Here is an 18345-nt window from a genome sequence, read left to right as displayed (position 1 = left end):
GTACGCCCCAGTTACCCCCGACCACTCCAATCCGGCAGCCTGATCGTGCCTCCACGCATTTGTGTCGATTGAGGTGACTTTTCATCGCGCGTGGAGCGTGCCAGGTCGGGCGGAAAGGGACTGCCATGCGCTCGTCCACGCTTTTCCGTCGTATCAACCGTCACCCTGTTCAGCCGCGCGCCGCGCACTCGCTCACCAAGTCGGTGCGTGAGGTCTGCGTGCCCCCTGTCGACTCCATCGTCGAGTACGGCGCCTACATCCAGGGCAAGAAGGTCTGCGCCCCGGGCATCGTCGAGTCCCTCGAACTCGTACGCGAGCACAACAAGAACTCCGACGGCGCGAACGCGTTCGTCTGGGTCGGGCTGCACGAGCCCGAGGCGCCCGAGGTGGAGTGGCTGTCCGAGGTCTTCGGCCTGCACCCGCTGGCCGTCGAGGACGCGGTCAAGGCCCACCAGCGTCCCAAGGTGGAGCGCTACGGCGAGTCCCTGTTCATGGTGCTGAAGACGGTGGCCTACCTCGACCACGACGAGCTGACCGCCAACAGCGAGATCATCGCGACCGGCGAGATCATGGTGTTCCTCGGCGTCGACTTCGTGGTGACCGTGCGCCACGGCGAGCACTGCCCGCTCACCCTGGTCCGCGAGCGCCTTGAGGACAAGCCCAAGCTGATGAACCGCGGCCCGGCCGGCGTGCTGCACGCCATCGCCGACCACGTCGTCGACCAGTACCTCCAGGTGGCCGACCTGATGCAGCTCGAACTCGAAGAGGTCGAGGCGACCGTCTTCGCCGACGTCAGCTCCCGCGACATCAACCGGATCTACCAGCTCAAGCGGGAGATGCTGGAGATGAAGCGGGCGGTCACGCCGCTGCAGTCACCGCTGTCGGCGCTGCCGCAGCGCCGCGTCATCCCCTCGGAGATGCGCGAGTACTTCCGCGACGTCGGTGACCACCTGTCCCGCGTCTGCGAGCAGGTCGAGGCCTCCAACGAACTGTGCAGCTCGATCTTGCAGGCCGCGCTGGCCCGCTCGAACGCGCTGGCCAACGAGGACATGCGCAAGATCTCCTCGTGGGTGGCCATCCTGGCCGTGCCGACGATGATCGCCGGAATCTACGGCATGAACTTCGACTTCATGCCCGAGACCAAGCAGGTCTGGGGTTACCCCGCGGTGCTGGCCGTCATGATCACGGCCTGTGTGCTGCTGCACCGCGGCTTCCGCCGTAACGGCTGGCTCTGAACCGCGCTCAGACGCTCACGGGCCTCAGCGGCCGGACGCCCTCCGGCAGCTCGTGGCCGCGTTCGCGCCACAACTCCCGCATGCGGTCGGGGTAGTCGGTCACGATCCCGGCCACGCCGAGGTCGAGCATCCGCCCGGCCAGGGCCTGGTCGTTGACCGTCCACACCGCCACGTCGAGATCCGCCGCGGCGGCCTGGGACATCAGCTTCTCGTCGACCATCACGTGCTCGGGCGAGAGCGTGGTGGCTCCGGCCTCGCGGGCCGCGGCGGGGATGTCGTCGCCCAGCCCGCCCTCGTGCCAGTGGAGGGTGTCGAGCTCGATCAGCGCGAACCGCCGGGCCGCGGGCGCGAGCCGGGCCGCGTGCGTGATGACGCGCCAGTCGAAGCTGAGCACGGCGGCGTTGGTGAGCCTGCCGTGGCGGTCGAGCTCCTCGACGACCAGCTCGGTGAACATCTCGGGGTCGGCCGTCAGCTCCGGCCTGGTCGGGTCGGACTTCAGCTCGACGTGCAGCCTTACGTTCTCGGCCTCGTAGGCGTTGACCAGCCCGAGCACCGCGCCGAGCGTCGGCATCCGGGTCTCCGGCATGGCGACCTGGGTGAGCGCGAACGGGTCGTCGAGGTGACGCGGCAGGCGCACGCCCACGTCGAGGGTGCGCAGCTGGGCGAGGCTGAGCACGTTGATCGGCTTGCCGACGTACGGGAAGAGCGGATCGCCCTGGCGCAGCGGCCGGCGGTCGGCACTGGTGACGGCCGAGACCGTGAGGTCGTGCGTGAGCACGAGGCGGCGATCGGCGGTGAGGGCGACGTCGAACTCGAGCGCGTGGACGCCGAGCTCCATCGTGCGGCTCAGCCCTGGCAGGGTGTTCTCCGGCCACAGGCCCCGCGCTCCCCGGTGACCATGAATCTCAACGCGCACACGGGGGACACTACCTGGCGGAAGGCCCGCTGAGGCAGTGCCACGCCGTGTCCTTTTTATCCTGCTACGCCCTGGTCGAAGGTCGATGGTCGCCAGGGGGCTCTCCGACCGCTTTATTGATGATAAATGCAACTACCTTGCAATAAGCTGGAACTCATGACGGAGGTTCGCAAACTAGCCCATACGGCAACAGTCCGGGCATGGGTGGACGGCTGGGCGATCTCCCGCAACGCCCCTCGGCCCGTACCCGAACCGTGGGGCCTCAGAGTGGACGTCGGCCTCCCCGGCCATGTGACGCGGCACATCGTCCCCGCCCCCACCCCGGAGCTCGTGGCCGGTCTGACCGGCGCCCTCACCGCCCCCGGCACCTGGCTCAAGCTCTGCGCCGCCGCCGAGGAGGTCGCACCCGTACTGTCCCCGAGCTGGACCGTGCAGGAGCAGGAGTTCATGATGACCACCGCCACCCTGCCCCGCATCACGCCGAAGGCCCCTTCCGGCTACACCCTGGCGATCACCACCAGGGCCGGCGTCACCGTGGCCCGGCTGCTCACGGACGCGGGCGAGGTGGCCGCCCGCGGCCAGTTCGCCCTCGCGGGCGCCGCCGCCGTGGTCGACCAGGTGGAGACGGCCGCCGGGCACCGCAGGCGCGGCCTCGGCACGGTCGTCATGACCGCGATCGCCGCCGCCGCCGTCTCCCGGGGCGCCCGGAGCGGCGTTCTGGTCGCCACCGCCGAAGGCCAGGCCCTTTACGAAACCCTCGGCTGGACCCTGCACACCCCGATGACGGCCGCCGTCCTCGCCGCGGCGGACAACTGAAGCCCCACCAGACCTGCGTCGTCGCACGACGAGGGGCCCGGCGCGTGTCGCGCCGGGCCCCTCGTCCGCTTCACGTGCCGGTCAGACCAGCGAACGAACCACCACGGTCTGGTCGCGCCCCGGGCCGACGCCGATCGCCGAGATGGGCGCCCCGCTCATCTCCTCCAGCGCCCGCACGTACGACTGCGCGTTGGGCGGCAGGTCGTCGAACGACTTGGCGTTGGAGATGTCCTCCTTCCAGCCCGGCAGCTCCTCGTAGACCGGGACCGCGTGGTGGAAGTCGGTCTGGGTCATCGGGATCTCGTCGTGCCGCACCCCGTCGACCTCGTACGCCACGCACACCGGGATGCTCTCCAGCCCCGACAGGATGTCGAGCTTGGTGAGGAAGTAGTCGGTGATCCCGTTGATCCGGGTCGCGTAGCGGGCGATCACCGCGTCGAACCAGCCGCAACGCCGGTCGCGGCCGGTGGTGACGCCGTACTCGCCGCCGGTCCGGCGCAGCCACTCGCCCGTCTCGTCGGTCAGCTCCGTCGGGAACGGCCCCGAGCCCACACGGGTCGTGTACGCCTTCAGAATCCCGATGATCTTCGTGAGCCGGTTCGGCGGGATGCCCGCACCGGCGCACGCGCCGCCCGACGTCGGCGACGAGGAGGTGACGAACGGGTACGTGCCGTGGTCGATGTCCAGCAGCGTGCCCTGACCGCCCTCCAGCAGGACGAACTTGCCCTCGTCCAGCGCCTTGGACAACACGAGCGAGGTGTCGGCGATGTGCGGCTTGAGCCGCTCGGCGTAGGCCAGGTACTCCTCCAGCACGGCGGCCGGATCGATGCCGCGCCGGTTGTAGACCTTGGTCAGCACCTGGTTCTTCTCGGTCAGGGCGACCTCGATCTTCTTGGCCAGGATGCCCGGGTCGAGCAGGTCCTGGACGCGTACGCCCATTCGGGCGATCTTGTCGCCGTACGCCGGGCCGATCCCGCGCCCGGTGGTGCCGATCTTGGCCTTGCCCAGATAGCGCTCGGTGACCTTGTCCAGCGCCTTGTGGTGAGGCATGATCAGGTGCGCGTTCGACGAGATCAGCAGGCGCTCGGCGGAGATCCCCCGCTTGGCCAGCCCGTCGATCTCGCTCAGCAGCACCCCCGGGTCGATCACCACGCCGTTGCCGATCACCGGTACGACGTCCGGCGACAGGATCCCCGTAGGCAAGAGATGCAGCGCGTATTTCTGGTCACCGATGACGACGGTGTGTCCCGCGTTGTTGCCACCCTGATAACGGACGACGTAGTCGACGTCGCCACCGAGCAGGTCGGTGGCCTTGCCCTTGCCCTCATCGCCCCACTGGGCCCCAACGAGAACGGCAGCCGGCATTGTTCAGTCTCCCGAGCACAAAACGAAAACCCCTGGCGCAAGTGCGACAGGGGCTCTTGCGTAGAGAGACTACCCGAGTCTGCCCATTCGTCCCAAGGCGCGTGGCCCGAATGAGCTGCTAACCCTTGGCCAGCGCCTCGTATCCGGCCTCGGTGCTGTCCTTGAGGAACTGCAGACAGCGCTCGGCCTCGTCCTTCTCACCGATGGACTGCGCCGCCCTGGACAGGGCGTACAGGCAGCGCAGGAAGCCGCGGTTGGGCTCGTGCTCCCACGGGACCGGGCCGTGGCCCTTCCAACCGCTCCGGCGGAGCTGGTCGAGGCCGCGGTGGTAGCCCGTGCGGGCGAAGGCGTAGGAGGTGACGGCATGGCCCTGCGCGAAGTATTCCTCCGCGAGCGCGGCCCAGGCCCCCGGATAGCCGGGGAAGCGGGCGGCCACGTCGGCGGCCTTGGCTCCTGATTCGAGCGCCTCCCTGGCCTCGGGCAGGTCCGGCAGGTGAGTCGGGGGCGGCCCGGCGAGAAGGTTATCCATAGGACAAGTCATACCCGCCGTGCCGCCCAAGTGGCTAGGAGATCTTCGTCCCAGTCGACTTGAGGTTGTGGCAGGCCTCGACCACGCGGGCCGCCATGCCGGTCTCGGCGCTCTTGCCGTAGGCGCGCGGGTCGTACGCCTTCTTGTTGCCGACCTCGCCGTCGACCTTCAGGACGCCGTCGTAGTTGCGGAACATGTGGTCGGCGATCGGCCTGGTGAAGGCGTACTGGGTGTCGGTGTCGACGTTCATCTTGATCACGCCGTAGGAGATGGCCTCGTGGATCTCCTCCAGCAGCGAGCCGGAGCCGCCGTGGAAGACCAGGTCGAACGGCTTGTCCTTGCCGTACTTGGCGCCGACGGCCTCCTGGATGTCCTTCAGCACGCTCGGGCGCAGCTTCACGTGGCCCGGCTTGTAGACGCCGTGCACGTTGCCGAACGTGGCGGCCAGCATGTAGCGGCCCTGGTCGCCGACGCCCACGGCCTCGGCCGTGGCCAGCGCGTCCTCGGGGGTGGTGTAGAGCTTCTCGTTGATCTCGCCGACGACGCCGTCCTCCTCGCCGCCGACCACGCCGATCTCCATCTCCATGATGATCCGGGCGCGGGCGCACTTCTCCAGGAGCTCCTTGGCGATCTCCAGGTTCTCCTCCAGCGGCACGGCCGAGCCGTCCCACATGTGGGACTGGAAGAGCGGGTCGAGGCCCTTCGCCACCCGTTCGAGCGAGATGTCGATCAGCGGCCGCATGTAGCCGTCGAGCTTGTCCTTCGGGCAGTGGTCGGTGTGCAGCGCCACCGTGACCGGGTATTTGGCGGCCACCACGCGGGCGTACTCGGCCAGGGCGGTCGCGCCCGTCACCATGTCCTTGACCGTGGTGCCGGACAGGAACTCCGCGCCGCCCGTCGAGACCTGCACGATGCCGTCGCTCTCGGCCTCGGCGAACCCGCGCAGCGCGGCGTTCAAGGTCTGGGACGAGGTCACGTTGATCGCCGGATAGGCGAACCCGCCCGCCTTGGCACGGTCGAGCATCTCGGCGTAGACCTCTGGAGTCGCGATGGGCATAAGTCATCTCCCTGAGAAGTACGGCTTCGCGCCTGCCCAGTATCCCGGCTCGCAACCGCAACTGGTAGTGACAACGCCAGCCGGATGGCCACATCCGATCGGCTCCGCTCCGGGTAGGCTCACGGGGTGGACTGGCTCTGGAATCTCCTCGACCCGACGTGGTGGCTCACGATCCTCGGCGCCTTCGCCACGATCGGCGTCCTGGCCATCATCTTCGCCGAGACGGGTCTGCTGCTCGGTTTCTTCCTGCCGGGCGACTCGCTGCTGGTGGCCGCGGGGATCTTCAGTTCCGCGTCGCTGGTCGTGGGCGAGGCGCCGCCGATCTCCTTCCCCGTCCTGGTCATCGGCACACCGCTGTGCGCCATCGCGGGCGCCCAGCTCGGCCATTTCCTGGGGGCCAGGTTCGGCAGGAGGATGTTCGACAAGCCGGACTCACGGCTGTTCAAGCGCGAACACGTGATGCGGGCCGAGGAGTTCTTCCAGAAGTTCGGGCCGGCCAGGGCGGTCGTGCTGGCGCGGTTCGTGCCGATCGTCCGCACGTTCATGAACCCGGTGGCCGGCGTGCTGGAGATGCCGGCCAGGCGCTTCTTCCTGTGGAACGTCATCGGCGGCGTGGTGTGGGTCGAGGGCCTGGTGCTGCTCGGCTACTTCCTCGGCAGCAAGGTCGATCCCAAGCAGATCGACAAGTACATCCTGCCGGGCGTGTTCATCATCGTCTTCATCTCGCTGATCCCGATCATCATCGAGTTCGTCAAGAAGCGCCGCGAGCGCAAGCGGCTGCCCCTGCCCAACGGCAAGCACCACCGCGTGCCCTCCGGCACCGACCCCCAGCCCTGACCCCTCGGCGCTGACCGGGCCCGGGGTTACCGCCGGGTACAGTGCCCCCTGTGGGACGCCACAGGTCAGCTCCGCTGGGAAGAATCGTCCGGTCAGCCCTCATCGTCCTGGCGGTGGGGGCCGTGGCGACACTGCTGGTCGTCGGCGTACGCGCGCTGATCGACCCGCCCGGCGCGCAACCGGAGCGGCCCGCGTCCACCGCCACCGCCCTCGCCCGGCCCAGCGAGGCCCGGGTGCCCACCGTACGCATCGAGTGCGTGGCCGACGTCTGCCCGACGGTCACCGTACGCGTCCCCGGCGGCGACGTGCTCCAGCATCGGGAGATGAGCGGGGGCGAGGAGGTCAGCTACTTCGAGCCCGAGCTCGACGTCGTGCTCGGCGACGCGGGCACCGTCCGCGTCACCGAGAACGGCAGCCCCCGCGCCCCGAAGGAGAAGGGCACGAGGGAGTCCTTCACAGTCCGAGGTCCTGGAGGCTGAAGGCGGTGCGGTAGTCGAGCCCCTCCTCCGCCATGCGCGCGCCCGCGCCCCGGTCGACGATCGTGGCCACGGCCACCACCTCCGCGCCCGCCTCCCGCAGCGCCTCGACGGCGGTCAGCGGCGAGCCGCCGGTCGTCGAGGTGTCCTCCACGACCAGCACCCGGCGGCCCTTCACCTCGGGGCCCTCGATCCTGCGCTGCATCCCGTGCGCCTTCTGAGTCTTGCGCACCACGAACGCGTCGAGCGTGCGCCCGCGCGCCGCCGCCGCGTGCAGCATCGCGCAGGCCACCGGGTCGGCTCCCATCGTGAGGCCGCCCACGGCGTCGAAGTCGAGATCGTCGGTCAGGTCGAGCATCACCCCGCCGACGAGCGGCGCGGCCACCCCGTCGAGCGTGATCCGCCGCAGGTCGAGGTAGAAGTCGGCCTCCTTGCCCGAGGAGAGCGTGACCTTGCCGTGGATGACGGCCTTGCGCTTGATCTCGGCCAGCAGGTTGTCGCGGTCTGTCATGCGCCCAAGCTTAGGGTCCCGGGCTCGGCACGAGCGGCGCGGCGTCTCGTCCCGGTGGACGCCCGGCACGTCCTCGTCCATGCGTCTCCCGTAGGTCACCGGAGGTAAAGGCGGAGCTTCGGTTTAGTCATGACGGTAGATGCGGAATGATTGCGCGGGGCAACCCGGCGTAATCGTGAGGTCACAATGAGTGTGGAATCGCCGCTAAGCGATGCTGACCTGCTGAAGGAGGTCAGGGCGGGAGACGCGGCCGCCTACGGACGGCTCTACGAGCGTCACGTCGCCGCTGCGCGTGCCCTGGCCAGGCAGCTGGTCAGGGGCGAGTCCGAGGTCGAGGACGTCGTGGCGGAGTCGTTCACGAAGATCCTCGACCTGGTGGGCCGGGGCGGCGGGCCGGAGTCGGGCTTCCGCACCTACCTGCTGACCGTCGTGCGCCGTACGGTCTACGACCGCCACCGGGTCGAGAGCCGCCAGGTGACCACGGGCGAGATCGAGCAGTACGACCCGGGCGTGCCCTTCGTCGACCCCGCGCTCGTCGGCCTGGAGCGGTCGATGATCTCCCGGGCGTTCCTGTCGCTGCCCGAGCGGTGGCGGGCGGTGCTCTGGCACACCGAGGTGGAGAAGTGCAAGCCGGCCGAGGTCGCGTCGCTGCTCGGGCTGTCGGCCAACGGCGTGGCCGCGCTCGCCTACCGGGCGCGCGAGGGGCTGCGGCAGGCGTACCTCCAGATGCATCTGCGCGCGGCGCCGGCGCACGAGTGCCGTCCGGTGATCGGCAAGATGGGCGCCTACGTCAGGGGCGGGCTGGCCAGGCGCGACTCCCGCACGGTCGACGACCACGTCAACGACTGCGAGGAGTGCCACGGTGTGCTGCTCGAACTGGCCGACGTCAACCGCGGCCTGCGCGTCATCGTCGGCCCGCTCGTCGCCGGTCCGGTCTTCGCGGGCTACGCCGCGGCGCTGGCCAAGGCGGGTTCGGCCGTCGGCGGCGCGGGCTGGTTGTCGCGGTTGTCCGGGCGGTTGCGGCGCACGCCGTCCCGGCGGCAGGTCTTGACGGCGGGCGGCGTCGCGGTCGCGTCGGCGGCGGTGGCGGCGTTCGTGCTGGTGTCGGGAGAGGAGCCGGCGACCAGGCCGCCCGCCGCCGCCGCGCCCCTGGCCCAGCCGTCGGCGTCGGTGCAGCCGGTGCCGATGCCCGTGCCGAGCGAGCCGCCGGCGCGGGTCCCGCCGCCCAGGAGGGAGCCGCCGGGCAGGCCCCGGCTGCGCGCCACGATCGACGCGCTCGGCGCCCTCGTACGCGCCCAGCCCGGCATCGTCGGCCTGCGCCTGCGCAACGACGGCGACGGCCCGAGCGGCGAGTTGGCCGCGACCGTGGAGCTGCCGCCCGGCGTGACCCTCCTCCCGCCCGCCAGGCGCGGCCACGGCGTCGCGCTGCTCGCTCCCGTGGGCACTGTCGACGGCTGGTCCTGCCGCCAGGCCGGTCTGGGCGCGCGGTGCGTCAGGCAGCCGCTGGCGGCCGGGCAGGGCACGGCGGTGTTCCTGCGCGTGCTGGTGTCCGAGCAGGCCCCTGAGGGCGCCGGTCCCGCCGTGCTCGTGGACGGCGGCGGGCCGCGCGTCAGGGCCCGGGCCGAGCAGGGGGTCCGTACGGTGGGGGCGTCGGCCAGGTTCGCCACCGAGGGCAGGGTGGCCGTCCGGGCCGTCGGCAACACGCTGCTGAGCTGTTCCGAGGAGCACGACGGCTGCGCGGAGGCCAGGCGCCGCCAGGGCGACCGGCGTGACAACGATCTTTGGCCGATGACCGCGCTCGACCAGGACTCCAGCCCGGCCACCACCGCCTCCAGCGCGGCCAGGCTCACCCTGCCCAAGGACAGCCGGGTCGTGTGGGCCGGCCTCTACTGGTCGGCGAGCGGCACGGAGGCGGGGCCGATCAAGGTCAGGGCGCCGGGCCGCCGCACGTACGTGTCGGTCCGTCCCGACCACGTCACGACCCTCGCCATGCCGCTCGGCCCGGCCTATCAGGCCTTCGCCGACGTCACCGCGCTGGCCGGGCAGGCACGTCCGAACGGCTTCTGGTGGGCGGCCGACGCGCCGATGGCCGAGGGGGCCTCCAACCATGCCGGGTGGAGCCTGGTGGTGATCGTGACCGGGCCGCGGCAGCCGTACAGCCAGGCCGTGGTGCTCGACACGGCCACCGTCGTCGGTGGGCCGACCAGGATGATCCACCTGCCGCTCGGCGGCCTGAGCCCGGTCGCCGCGCCCGCCAGGGCCGAGCTGGTGACCTGGGAGGGCGACGCCGACCTCGGGGGCGACAAGGTCTCGCTGGGCACCGGCGCGATCAGGCCCGCGAGCGGCGACCGCGACCGCGACAACGTCTTCGACGGCTCCGCCAACGGCGCCGCGGGCATGACCTTCGGCGTGGACGTCGACACCGTGGCCGCCGAGCTGGGCCGCCGCGATCCGGGGCTGACGATCGCGGCCGACAGGGACGTCGTACTGTTCGGGGTCGCCGCACTGAGCGTCAGGGCGCGCTCGTGACCACGAACGGGACAAACTGGTACGGTCTGGCTGAATGGTCCGGCTGGACGGCGGCCTGCGGTCGAATCGTCGGGATTAACCCTCGCACGATCACCAGCTTTCATTACCCTGAGAGAGGGCCGCCGAGTCCGGTCTCTGACGGTGCAGAGCCAGCAAGGTCGGACCACCATGAAAGGGGCGGTGTCAGTGGATCGCTGTGCGCTGTTCGTGGACGCTGGCTATCTGCTGGCAGACGGAGCGATGGCCGTGCACGGCACTCGCCATCGAGAAGCCGTCGCCTGGGACTATCCCGGGTTGCTCCAGCTGATGACCAATCTGTCGCGCGAGCGCACGGGCCTGCCGCTGCTGCGGTGCTACTGGTACGAGGCGACCGTCGAGGGCCGCCGCACCCCGGAGCACGACGCACTGGCCGACATCCCGGGCCTCAAGCTCAGACTCTCGCGCATCCGGCCGGGCCGCCGCGAAGGCGTCGACGCCCAGGTCCACCGCGACCTCATGACCCTCGCCCGCAACACCGCCATCTGCGACGCCGTCGTCGTCAGCGGCGACGAGGACCTCGCCCAGGTGGTGTGCGACGCGCAGGACCTCGGCATCAGGGTCACCGTCATCCACATCGCCGCCGACGGCGGGTGGGCCGTGTCCCGGTCGCTGCGGCAGGAGTGCGACGACCTGGTCGAGCTGGGCGGCGTCCACCTGCGGCCCTACGTCACCATGGTGTCCGGCGCCACCGAGTCCTCCAACGGCCACCACCAGCCGCTCAGCAACGGGCACGCCGCCCACTCGCTGCCGCCCGCCCCGGTGTCCGCGCCGCCGTCCTCGCCGGCCTCGCTGCCGCCGGCGCAGTCCACGGGCAGCCACGCGGCCAACCCGTCCTCCTCCGGCAGCCACGCGGCCTCGGCGCAGCCGTCCGCCAACGGGCCGGTGTCGTCGCGGGGGCAGTCGTCCTCGCCGCCGGTGTTGCCCTCGTACTCGGGGTACCAGGAGCAGCCGCCGTCCATCCCGCCGTCCGTGCCGCCGTCCGCCGCGCCGGCGACCGGGCCGCTGCAGCAGCCGCAGTCCGCCTCGCCAAGCACCGGTCAGTTCGCGACGCCGTCCTCGGGGGGCACGTACCAGGCGGCGCAGCTCGGGCCGTACACCGGGCCGCAGCCCGCGCCGGTCTCACCGCCGCCCGCCGCGACCGCCGGCGCCACCACGCTGGCCGACGCCGTGAAGGCCGCCCACCGCGAGGGGCACGACTTCGGGGAGTCCGTGGCCCGCGACGCGCCCGCGCTGTGGCTGGAGGCGGTGCTCGCCCGCAAGCCGCGCATGCCCTCCGACCTGGAGGCCCGCCTCTTGCAGGGCTCCTCGCTGCCGATCGACTTCCTCCTGCACGACGAGGTCCGCCACGCCCTGCGCCGCGGCTTCTGGGACGCCCTCGAACGCGCCCGCCACTGACCCCGCCCCGCCGTCTTCCGCCGCCTCTCGCGGCCCATCCCCGTGCCCTCGTGCTGCCTGCGGGAAAAGAGGGACGCCCGGGCGCCGATGGGCGGTCCGGGCGTCGGGTGGTGCGGGGGGAAGTCAGGAGAGCGCGTCGAAGCCGGCGCGCAGGTGGGTGAGCCGGTCCCTCAGGTCGGCCAGCGGTACGGCGAGCGCCGGATCCTGCGACTTGCGGGCCAGCTCCCGAACCCGGGCCAGCTCGTCCTCCACAGCCGTGAGCCGCCGGGACAACTCCGGCAGGACGGAGGCGTGATCCCCGGCTCCGGGCGGCAACTCGCCGGTCAGCCGCTCCCGGAGCAACGACGCCTGCTCGGCCAGGCGCTTGTTCATGTTGTAGAGCTCGGTGAACACCGACACCTTCGCACGCAGCACCCACGGGTCGAACGGCTTGGTGAGGTAGTCGACCGCGCCCGCCGCGTAGCCGCGGAAGGCGTAGTCGGGAGCGCTGTCGACCACGGTCAGGAAGATGATCGGGATGTTCCTGGTCCGCTCCCGCCGCTTGATGTGCGCGGCCGTCTCGAAGCCGTCCATGCCCGGCATCCGGACATCGAGCAAAATCAGCGCGAACTCGGTGTTGAGCAGCGCCTTGAGCGCCTCCTCACCCGACCTGGCGCGTACGGGCACCAGGTCGAGCGAGCTGAGGATCGCCTCCAGGGCGATCAGGTTCTCCTCGCGGTCGTCGACCAGGAGGATCTTGGCACGGTCCGGCATCGATCACGACCCTTCGGCAGATGAGGGCGACGAGTCGGTCGTGGCCCCTCGCCCACGGCTGAGCCATCCGCGCAGCCGTTCGAGCAGGCGATCGACGTCGACCGGCTTGGGCACGTAGTCGGACGCGCCCGAGGCGATGCTCTTCTCGCGATCACCTCGCATGACCTTAGCGGTCAGCGCGATGATCGGCAGGTCGGCGAACTGCGGCATGCGCCGGATGGCCGAGGTCGTGGCCCAGCCGTCCATCTCCGGCATCATGATGTCCATCAGCACGAGCGCGACGTCCTCGTTGCGTTCGAGCTGCTCGATGCCCTCGCGGCCGTTCTCGGCGTAGACGACCGTCGAGCCGTGTCGTTCCAGCACGCTGGTGAGGGCGAACACGTTGCGGATGTCGTCGTCCACGATGAGGATCTTGGCGCCGTTGAGCGGGTCGTCGCCCTGCCACTGGGCGGGCGTCTCCACCGGCGCGTCGACCAGCTCGGGCATCGGCAGGTCGAGCGGCATCGGCGGCTCCGGCATGGTCGCGGCGGCGGCCTGTTCCTCGGCGGGCGAGGTCATGAGCTGCCGGCGCGGGGCCGTGCTGCCGTCGGTGGCCGCCAGCGGGCCGGTGTAGGAGGCGGGCAGGTAGAGCGTGAACGTGCTGCCCCTGCCCAGCTCGCTCTCGACGTGGATCTCGCCGCCGAGCAGCCGGGCGATGTCGCGGCAGATGGCCAGGCCGAGGCCGGTGCCGCCGTACTTGCGGCTGGTGGTGCCGTCGGCCTGCCTGAACGCCTCGAAGATGACTTCGCGCTTGTCGGGCGCGATGCCGATGCCGGTGTCGATCACCTGGAAGGCCAGCAGGTCGTTGGCGTCGTGCAGAGTGTCGTCGTCGAAGTCGACGCCCCGGGGCGCCGCCGCGACCCGCAGCTTGACCTCGCCCTTCGGGGTGAACTTCACCGCGTTGGACAGCAGGTTGCGCAACACCTGCTGCAGGCGCTGCTCGTCGGCCCGCAGCTCGCTCGGCACGTCGGAGGCCACCTCGACGCTGAACGACAACCCCTTGTCCTGGGCCAGCGGCGCGAAGGCCGCCTCCAGCAGGTCGACCATCTTGGGCAACGACACCTGGATCGGATGGATGTCCATCCGGCCCGCCTCGACCTTCGACAGGTCGAGCATGTCGTTGATCAGCTGGAGCAGCGCCGACCCCGCGCTGTGGATCGTACGGGCGAACTCGACCTGCTGGGAGGTCAGGTTGCCCTCGGCGTTCTCGGTCAGCAGCTTGGCCAGCACCAGCAGGCTGTTGAGCGGGGTGCGCAGCTCGTGGGACATGTTCGCGAGGAACTCGGACTTGTACCGCGAGGAGACCGCGAGCTGCTCGGCGCGCTCCTCCAGGGTGCGGCGGGCCTGCTCGATCTGGAAGTTCTGGATCTCGATCGCGCGGTTCTGCTTGGCCAGCAGCGCCGCCTTGTCCTCCAGCTCGGCGTTGGACCTGCGCAGCTCCTCCTGCTGCCGCTGCAGCTCGTCGGAGCGCTCCTGCAGCTCGCGGGTGAGCCGCTGGGACTCGGTCAGCAGGTCTTCGGTACGGGAGTTGGCGATGATCGTGTTCATCGTGACGCCGATGGTCTCGACCAGCTGCGTCAGGAAGTCGAGGTGCACCTCGCCGAACGGCGTGAACGAGGCCAGCTCCAGTACGCCGAGCACGCGGTTCTCGAACAGGATCGGCAGCACCACGATCTGCGCGGGCGTGGACTGGCTGAGCCCGCTGTCGATGGTGATGAACTGCGGCGGCACGTCGTCGAGGATGATGTGCCGGCCCTCGGCCGCCGCCTGGCCGACGATGCCCTCGCCGATCGCGAAGCGCCGGCGCGGCCCCCGGTCGGGACGTACGCCGTAGCCGCCGATCAGCGTCAGCTCGTGGTCGCCCTCGGGGTCGATGCCGTAGAAGGCGCCGTAGCGGGCCGAGACCAGCGGCGTCAGCTCGCTCATCGTAAGCTTGGCCACCTCGAACAGGTCGCGGTGGCCCTGCATGAGCCGGGAGATGCGGGCCAGGTTGGACTTGAGCCAGTCCTGTTCCTGGTTGGCCTGGGTGGTCTCGCGGAGGTTGGCCACCATCGAGTTGATGTTGTCCTTCAGCTCCGCCAGCTCACCCTGCGCCTCGACGGCGATCGACCTGGTCAGGTCGCCCCGGGCCACGGCGCTGGTCACGGTCGCGATGGCGCGCACCTGCGTGGTCAGGTTGCCGGCCAGCTCGTTGACGCTCTCGGTGAGCCGCTTCCACGTGCCCTCGACGCCCTCGACCCGGGCCTGGCCGCCGAGCTGGCCCTCCGAGCCCACCTCGCGGGCCACCCGGGTGACCTCGGAGGCGAACGAGGAGAGCTGGTCGACCATCCGGTTGATGGTGGTCTTGAGCGCCAGGATCTCGCCCTGGGCGTCGACGTCGATCTTGCGGGTCAGGTCGCCGTTGGCCACGGCCGTGGTGACCTCGGCGATGTTGCGCACCTGATAGGTCAGGTTGTTCGCCATGAAGTTGACGTTGTCGGTGAGGTCCTTCCAGACGCCCGACACGCCCTGCACCCGCGCCTGGCCGCCGAGCTGCCCCTGCGTGCCCACCTCGCGGGCCACCCGGGTCACCTCGTCGGCGAACGACGAGAGCTGGTCGACCATCGTGTTGAGGGTGTCCTTGAGCTGGAGGATCTCGCCCTGGGCATCGACGGTGATCTTCCTGGACAGGTTGCCCTGCGCCACCGCGGACGAGACGGCCGCGATCTGGCGCACCTGCGAGGTCAGGTTGTTGGCCATCGAGTTGACGTTGTCGGTGAGGTCCTTCCAGACCCCGGACACGCCGCGTACCTGTGCCTGGCCGCCGAGCTGGCCCTCGGTGCCCACCTCGCGGGCCACACGGGTGACCTCGGAGGCGAACGAGGACAGCTGCTCGACCATCGTGTTCATGGTCGACTTGAGCTCCAGGATCTCGCCCTGGGCGTCGACGTCGATCTTGCGGGTGAGGTCGCCGTTGGCGACGGCCGTGGTCACCTGGGCGATGTTGCGCACCTGATAGGTCAGGTTGTTCGCCATCGAGTTGACGTTGTCGGTGAGGTCCTTCCAGACGCCCGACACGCCCTTCACCTCGGCGCGCCCGCCGAGCTTGCCTTCGGTGCCGACCTCGCGCGCCACGCGGGTCACCTCGTCGGCGAACGACGAGAGCTGGTCGACCATGGTGTTGAGGGTGTCCTTGAGCTGGAGGATCTCGCCCTCGGCGTCGACCGTGATCTTCTTCGACAGGTTGCCCTGGGCGACCGCCGTGGCCACGGTCGCGATCGAACGCACCTGTGAGGTCAGGTTGTTGGCCATGAAGTTGACGTTGTCGGTGAGGTCTTTCCAGACGCCCGACACGCCGGTCACCTGAGCCTGGCCGCCGAGCTGGCCTTCCGTGCCGACCTCGCGGGCGACCCTGGTGACCTCCTCGGCGAAGCCCGAGAGCTGGTCGACCATCGTGTTGACGGTGTTCTTCAGCTCGAACATCTCGCCCACGGCGTCGACCGTGACCTTGCGGCTCAGGTCGCCCTTGGCGACCGCCGTGGTGACCACGGCGATGTCGCGGACCTGCGCGGCCACGCGCGAGGACATCGTGTTGACGGCCTCGGTGAGGTCGCGCCAGCTTCCCGACATGCCGCGCAGGTTGGCGCTGCCGCCCAGCCTGCCCTCGGTGCCCGCCTCGCGGGCCACGCGGGTGACCTCGGAGTTGAACAGGGCGAGCTGGTCGACCATGCCGTTGATGGCCTTGCCCAGGCGGCGTACCTCGCCGCGGGCCGAGCGGTCGAGGTCGATGCGCCGCGACAGGTCGCCCTTGGCCACCGCGTCGATCACGTCGGCCGCCCCGCTGACCGGGCTCACCAGCGCGTCGATCAGCATGTTGACCGACTCGACGCTCTCCGACCACGCCCCGACCCCGGGACCGGGCGTCAGCCGTTCGCCGAAGCGGCCTTCCTTGACGACTTCCTTGCGAACTCGTGCCAGCTCGTTCGCGAGGTGTTCACGGCGGTCGGCCACTTCGTTGAGCAACAGACGCACTTCGCTGAGGATGCCGGGGGGCGCATGCGGGACCCGACGCCGGAAATCGCCATCACGCCAAGAGAAGAGAGTCTCCAGGACGGGAACGAGATCCGATTCTGTATAGGTCCTCTCCTCCGGGCTTGTTACGGCCTTGGCCGTGGTCATGTGGCCTCCTTCACTCGCGGCGGGTCCCGGCGAGTGATTCAAGTCTGTCACGATGAGTAGCTCGCAGTCCTGCCCTTGGATTTACCCCAAGTCAGCGAGAAGTGTGGTAGGCACGATGGGATGACTGCATCTCCCCATGCGGTGCTGGCTGCGACCTTCGCGCCGGGCGAGACCGCTGTGACGGCTGCGATGAGGTTCACGCGTGAGGTGATGACCGCGTGGGCCACCGTCGGCGTGCTCCACACCGCCGAACAGGTGGCCGGTGATCTCGCGGAGCAGGTCTCTGACGAGCCGTTTGAGGTGATTTGGAAGCATTACGGCGATGCCGTCCAGGTCGAACTGCGACAACGGATCAACTCCCACGGCGATCCAAAAGCTCCCTCCGTGAACGTGGAAGAGTGGGGAGTCACCTTCGCGGGCGATTCCCGTGTCCATTGGGCAAGGCTCACGCTACCCGGCTCGGCCGACCGCGTGGCCGCCGAATGGCTGGAGGAGAGCGCCAGGGGCCCCCACTGGCTGGGTTTCCTGGCCGACGCGAGCGACCTGCTGGCCGGCACCCTCGACCCCGACATGGTTCCGGCGATCATCGCGCAGATCGTCGTGCCCCGCCTGTCGAGCTGGTGCGCCGTCTACACCGCCGACAGCTCGATGGGGCCGTTGCGGCTGGTCTACCTGTGGCACGCCGACGAGGCCCGCATCGACGGCCTGCGCGAGCAGCTCGCCGGCATGGACGTGGGCGCGGCCGACACCAGGGTCACCTCCACCATCCACCTGACCGACTCCCAGGTGCTGGCCGTGCCGCTCACGGCGCGCGGCCGGGGGCTCGGCATGATGTGCCTGGGCCGGTCCGACCGGTTCCCCGACGAGGTCATCCAGTTCGCCGAGGACATCGGCCGGCGCGCCGCGCTCGCCATGGACAACGCCCGGCTCTACGCCCAGCAGGCCGCGGCCAACCGGGCGTTGCAGCGCAGCCTCCTGCCGCCCAACGAGCCCGAGGTGCCCGGCCTCGACTACGGCGTCATCTACGAGCCCGCCGGCGAGGCCAACGAGGTCGGCGGCGACTTCTACGACCTGTACAAGGCGGGCGACGACTCCTGGCGCTTCGCGATCGGCGACGTCTGCGGCACGGGCCCCGAGGCCGCCGCGGTGACCGGCCTGGCCCGCCACACGCTGCGCCTGCTGGCCCGCGAGGGCTACGGCGTGGCCGCCGTGCTCGGCCGGCTCAACCAGGCGATCCTGGAGGAGGGGGAGCGGGCCAGGTTCCTCACGCTGCTCCACGGCGACATCACCCCCGTGAAGTCCGGCCTGGAGGTGCGGCTGGTGTCGGCGGGTCATCCCGAGGCCCTGCGGCTCAAACCGAGCGGCAAGGTGGAGGCGGTGACCACGCCCCAATCGCTGCTCGGCGTCTTCCACGAGGTCGTCTTCGAGGCCGACACCATCCACCTCGACCACGGCGACGTGCTGCTCGCGGTGACCGACGGCGTGACCGAGCGGCGCTCGGGCGGACGGCTGCTCGACGACGACGGCGGCCTGGCCAAGCTGCTGGCCGAGTGCGCCGGGTTGTCGGCCAGGGCGGTGGCCGAGCGCATCCGCAGGGGCGCGGCGGAGTTCGCCTCGGAGCCGAGCGCCGACGACCTCGCGATCGTGGTCCTGCGCGCCCGCTGACCGCGCGGGAGCGCCCCGCAGGAGC

The 18345-nt window shown here is 70.3% G+C and carries 14 protein-coding genes; 7 read left to right on the top strand and 7 right to left on the bottom strand.

Annotation, left to right across the window (positions count from 1 at the left end):
• Positions 1-218 precede the first annotated feature (218 nt).
• The gene (gene corA, locus IEZ27_RS11095; protein WP_229823868.1) at positions 219-1235 is read left to right on the top strand and encodes a magnesium/cobalt transporter CorA; all 1017 of its coding nucleotides are present in this window, start codon (positions 219-221) and stop codon (positions 1233-1235) included.
• A 7-nt stretch (positions 1236-1242) separates the two neighbouring features.
• On the opposite strand, the gene IEZ27_RS11090 is transcribed toward corA, so the two are convergent.
• Positions 1243-2151 (bottom strand): glycerophosphodiester phosphodiesterase family protein, encoded by a 909-nt coding sequence (locus IEZ27_RS11090; protein WP_125644132.1) that lies wholly within the window; start codon positions 2149-2151, stop codon positions 1243-1245.
• A gap of 267 nt (positions 2152-2418) precedes the next feature.
• Here IEZ27_RS11090 and IEZ27_RS11085 point away from each other — a divergent pair, with 267 nt between their 5' ends.
• Entirely contained in the window at positions 2419-2967 is a 549-nt protein-coding gene (locus IEZ27_RS11085; RefSeq protein WP_229823867.1) for a GNAT family N-acetyltransferase, read from the top strand.
• 81 nt (positions 2968-3048) lie between these two features.
• On the opposite strand, the gene IEZ27_RS11080 is transcribed toward IEZ27_RS11085, so the two are convergent.
• From IEZ27_RS11080 to fbaA, 3 genes are all read right to left on the bottom strand, one after another.
• Positions 3049-4332, bottom strand: a complete 1284-nt coding sequence (locus tag IEZ27_RS11080) for an adenylosuccinate synthase (RefSeq protein ID WP_189647112.1) — start codon at positions 4330-4332, stop codon at positions 3049-3051.
• Positions 4333-4450: 118 nt separating this feature from the next.
• A complete protein-coding gene (locus IEZ27_RS11075) occupies positions 4451-4861 on the bottom strand; it encodes a DUF3151 domain-containing protein (protein WP_229823866.1) in 411 nt (136 codons plus the stop codon).
• 34 nt (positions 4862-4895) lie between these two features.
• Complete coding sequence (fbaA, locus tag IEZ27_RS11070) at positions 4896-5918, bottom strand: class II fructose-bisphosphate aldolase (protein ID WP_125644124.1); 1023 nt, start codon at positions 5916-5918, stop codon at positions 4896-4898.
• 126 nt (positions 5919-6044) lie between these two features.
• Here fbaA and IEZ27_RS11065 point away from each other — a divergent pair, with 126 nt between their 5' ends.
• Together IEZ27_RS11065 and IEZ27_RS11060 are read left to right on the top strand one after the other, a co-directional pair.
• Positions 6045-6755, top strand: coding sequence for a DedA family protein (locus IEZ27_RS11065; RefSeq protein ID WP_189647110.1), 711 nt, complete (start codon positions 6045-6047; stop codon positions 6753-6755).
• Between the two features lie 50 nt (positions 6756-6805).
• Positions 6806-7234 carry a hypothetical protein gene (locus IEZ27_RS11060; RefSeq protein WP_189647109.1) on the top strand — a complete coding sequence of 143 codons (429 nt, stop codon included), beginning with the start codon at positions 6806-6808 and terminating at the stop codon, positions 7232-7234.
• On the opposite strand, the gene pyrE is transcribed toward IEZ27_RS11060, so the two are convergent.
• Positions 7209-7742 carry an orotate phosphoribosyltransferase gene (gene pyrE / locus IEZ27_RS11055; protein ID WP_125644118.1) on the bottom strand — a complete coding sequence of 178 codons (534 nt, stop codon included), beginning with the start codon at positions 7740-7742 and terminating at the stop codon, positions 7209-7211. The genes IEZ27_RS11060 and pyrE overlap by 26 nt on opposite strands.
• Before the next feature lie 192 nt (positions 7743-7934).
• Between pyrE and IEZ27_RS11050 the strand changes: the two genes are divergently transcribed.
• Both IEZ27_RS11050 and IEZ27_RS11045 read left to right on the top strand, forming a co-directional pair.
• On the top strand, positions 7935-10271 hold the full coding sequence (locus IEZ27_RS11050; protein WP_229823865.1) for a sigma-70 family RNA polymerase sigma factor: 2337 nt from the start codon (positions 7935-7937) through the stop codon (positions 10269-10271).
• Positions 10272-10457: 186 nt separating this feature from the next.
• Positions 10458-11705: an NYN domain-containing protein gene (locus tag IEZ27_RS11045; RefSeq protein ID WP_189647107.1), complete on the top strand. Its 1248-nt coding sequence runs from the start codon at positions 10458-10460 to the stop codon at positions 11703-11705.
• 123 nt (positions 11706-11828) lie between these two features.
• On the opposite strand, the gene IEZ27_RS11040 is transcribed toward IEZ27_RS11045, so the two are convergent.
• A complete protein-coding gene (locus IEZ27_RS11040; protein WP_189647106.1) occupies positions 11829-12458 on the bottom strand; it encodes a response regulator in 630 nt (209 codons plus the stop codon).
• A gap of 3 nt (positions 12459-12461) precedes the next feature.
• The gene (locus tag IEZ27_RS11035) at positions 12462-16655 is read right to left on the bottom strand and encodes a HAMP domain-containing protein (protein WP_189647105.1); all 4194 of its coding nucleotides are present in this window, start codon (positions 16653-16655) and stop codon (positions 12462-12464) included.
• 384 nt (positions 16656-17039) lie between these two features.
• Here IEZ27_RS11035 and IEZ27_RS11030 point away from each other — a divergent pair, with 384 nt between their 5' ends.
• A complete protein-coding gene (locus tag IEZ27_RS11030) occupies positions 17040-18320 on the top strand; it encodes a PP2C family protein-serine/threonine phosphatase (RefSeq protein WP_229823864.1) in 1281 nt (426 codons plus the stop codon).
• Positions 18321-18345 lie beyond the last annotated feature (25 nt).

The sequence above is a fragment of the Nonomuraea spiralis genome, from assembly GCF_014648435.1.
Taxonomy (GTDB): domain Bacteria; phylum Actinomycetota; class Actinomycetes; order Streptosporangiales; family Streptosporangiaceae; genus Nonomuraea; species Nonomuraea spiralis.
This window is presented reverse-complemented; position numbering and strand designations above follow the sequence as displayed.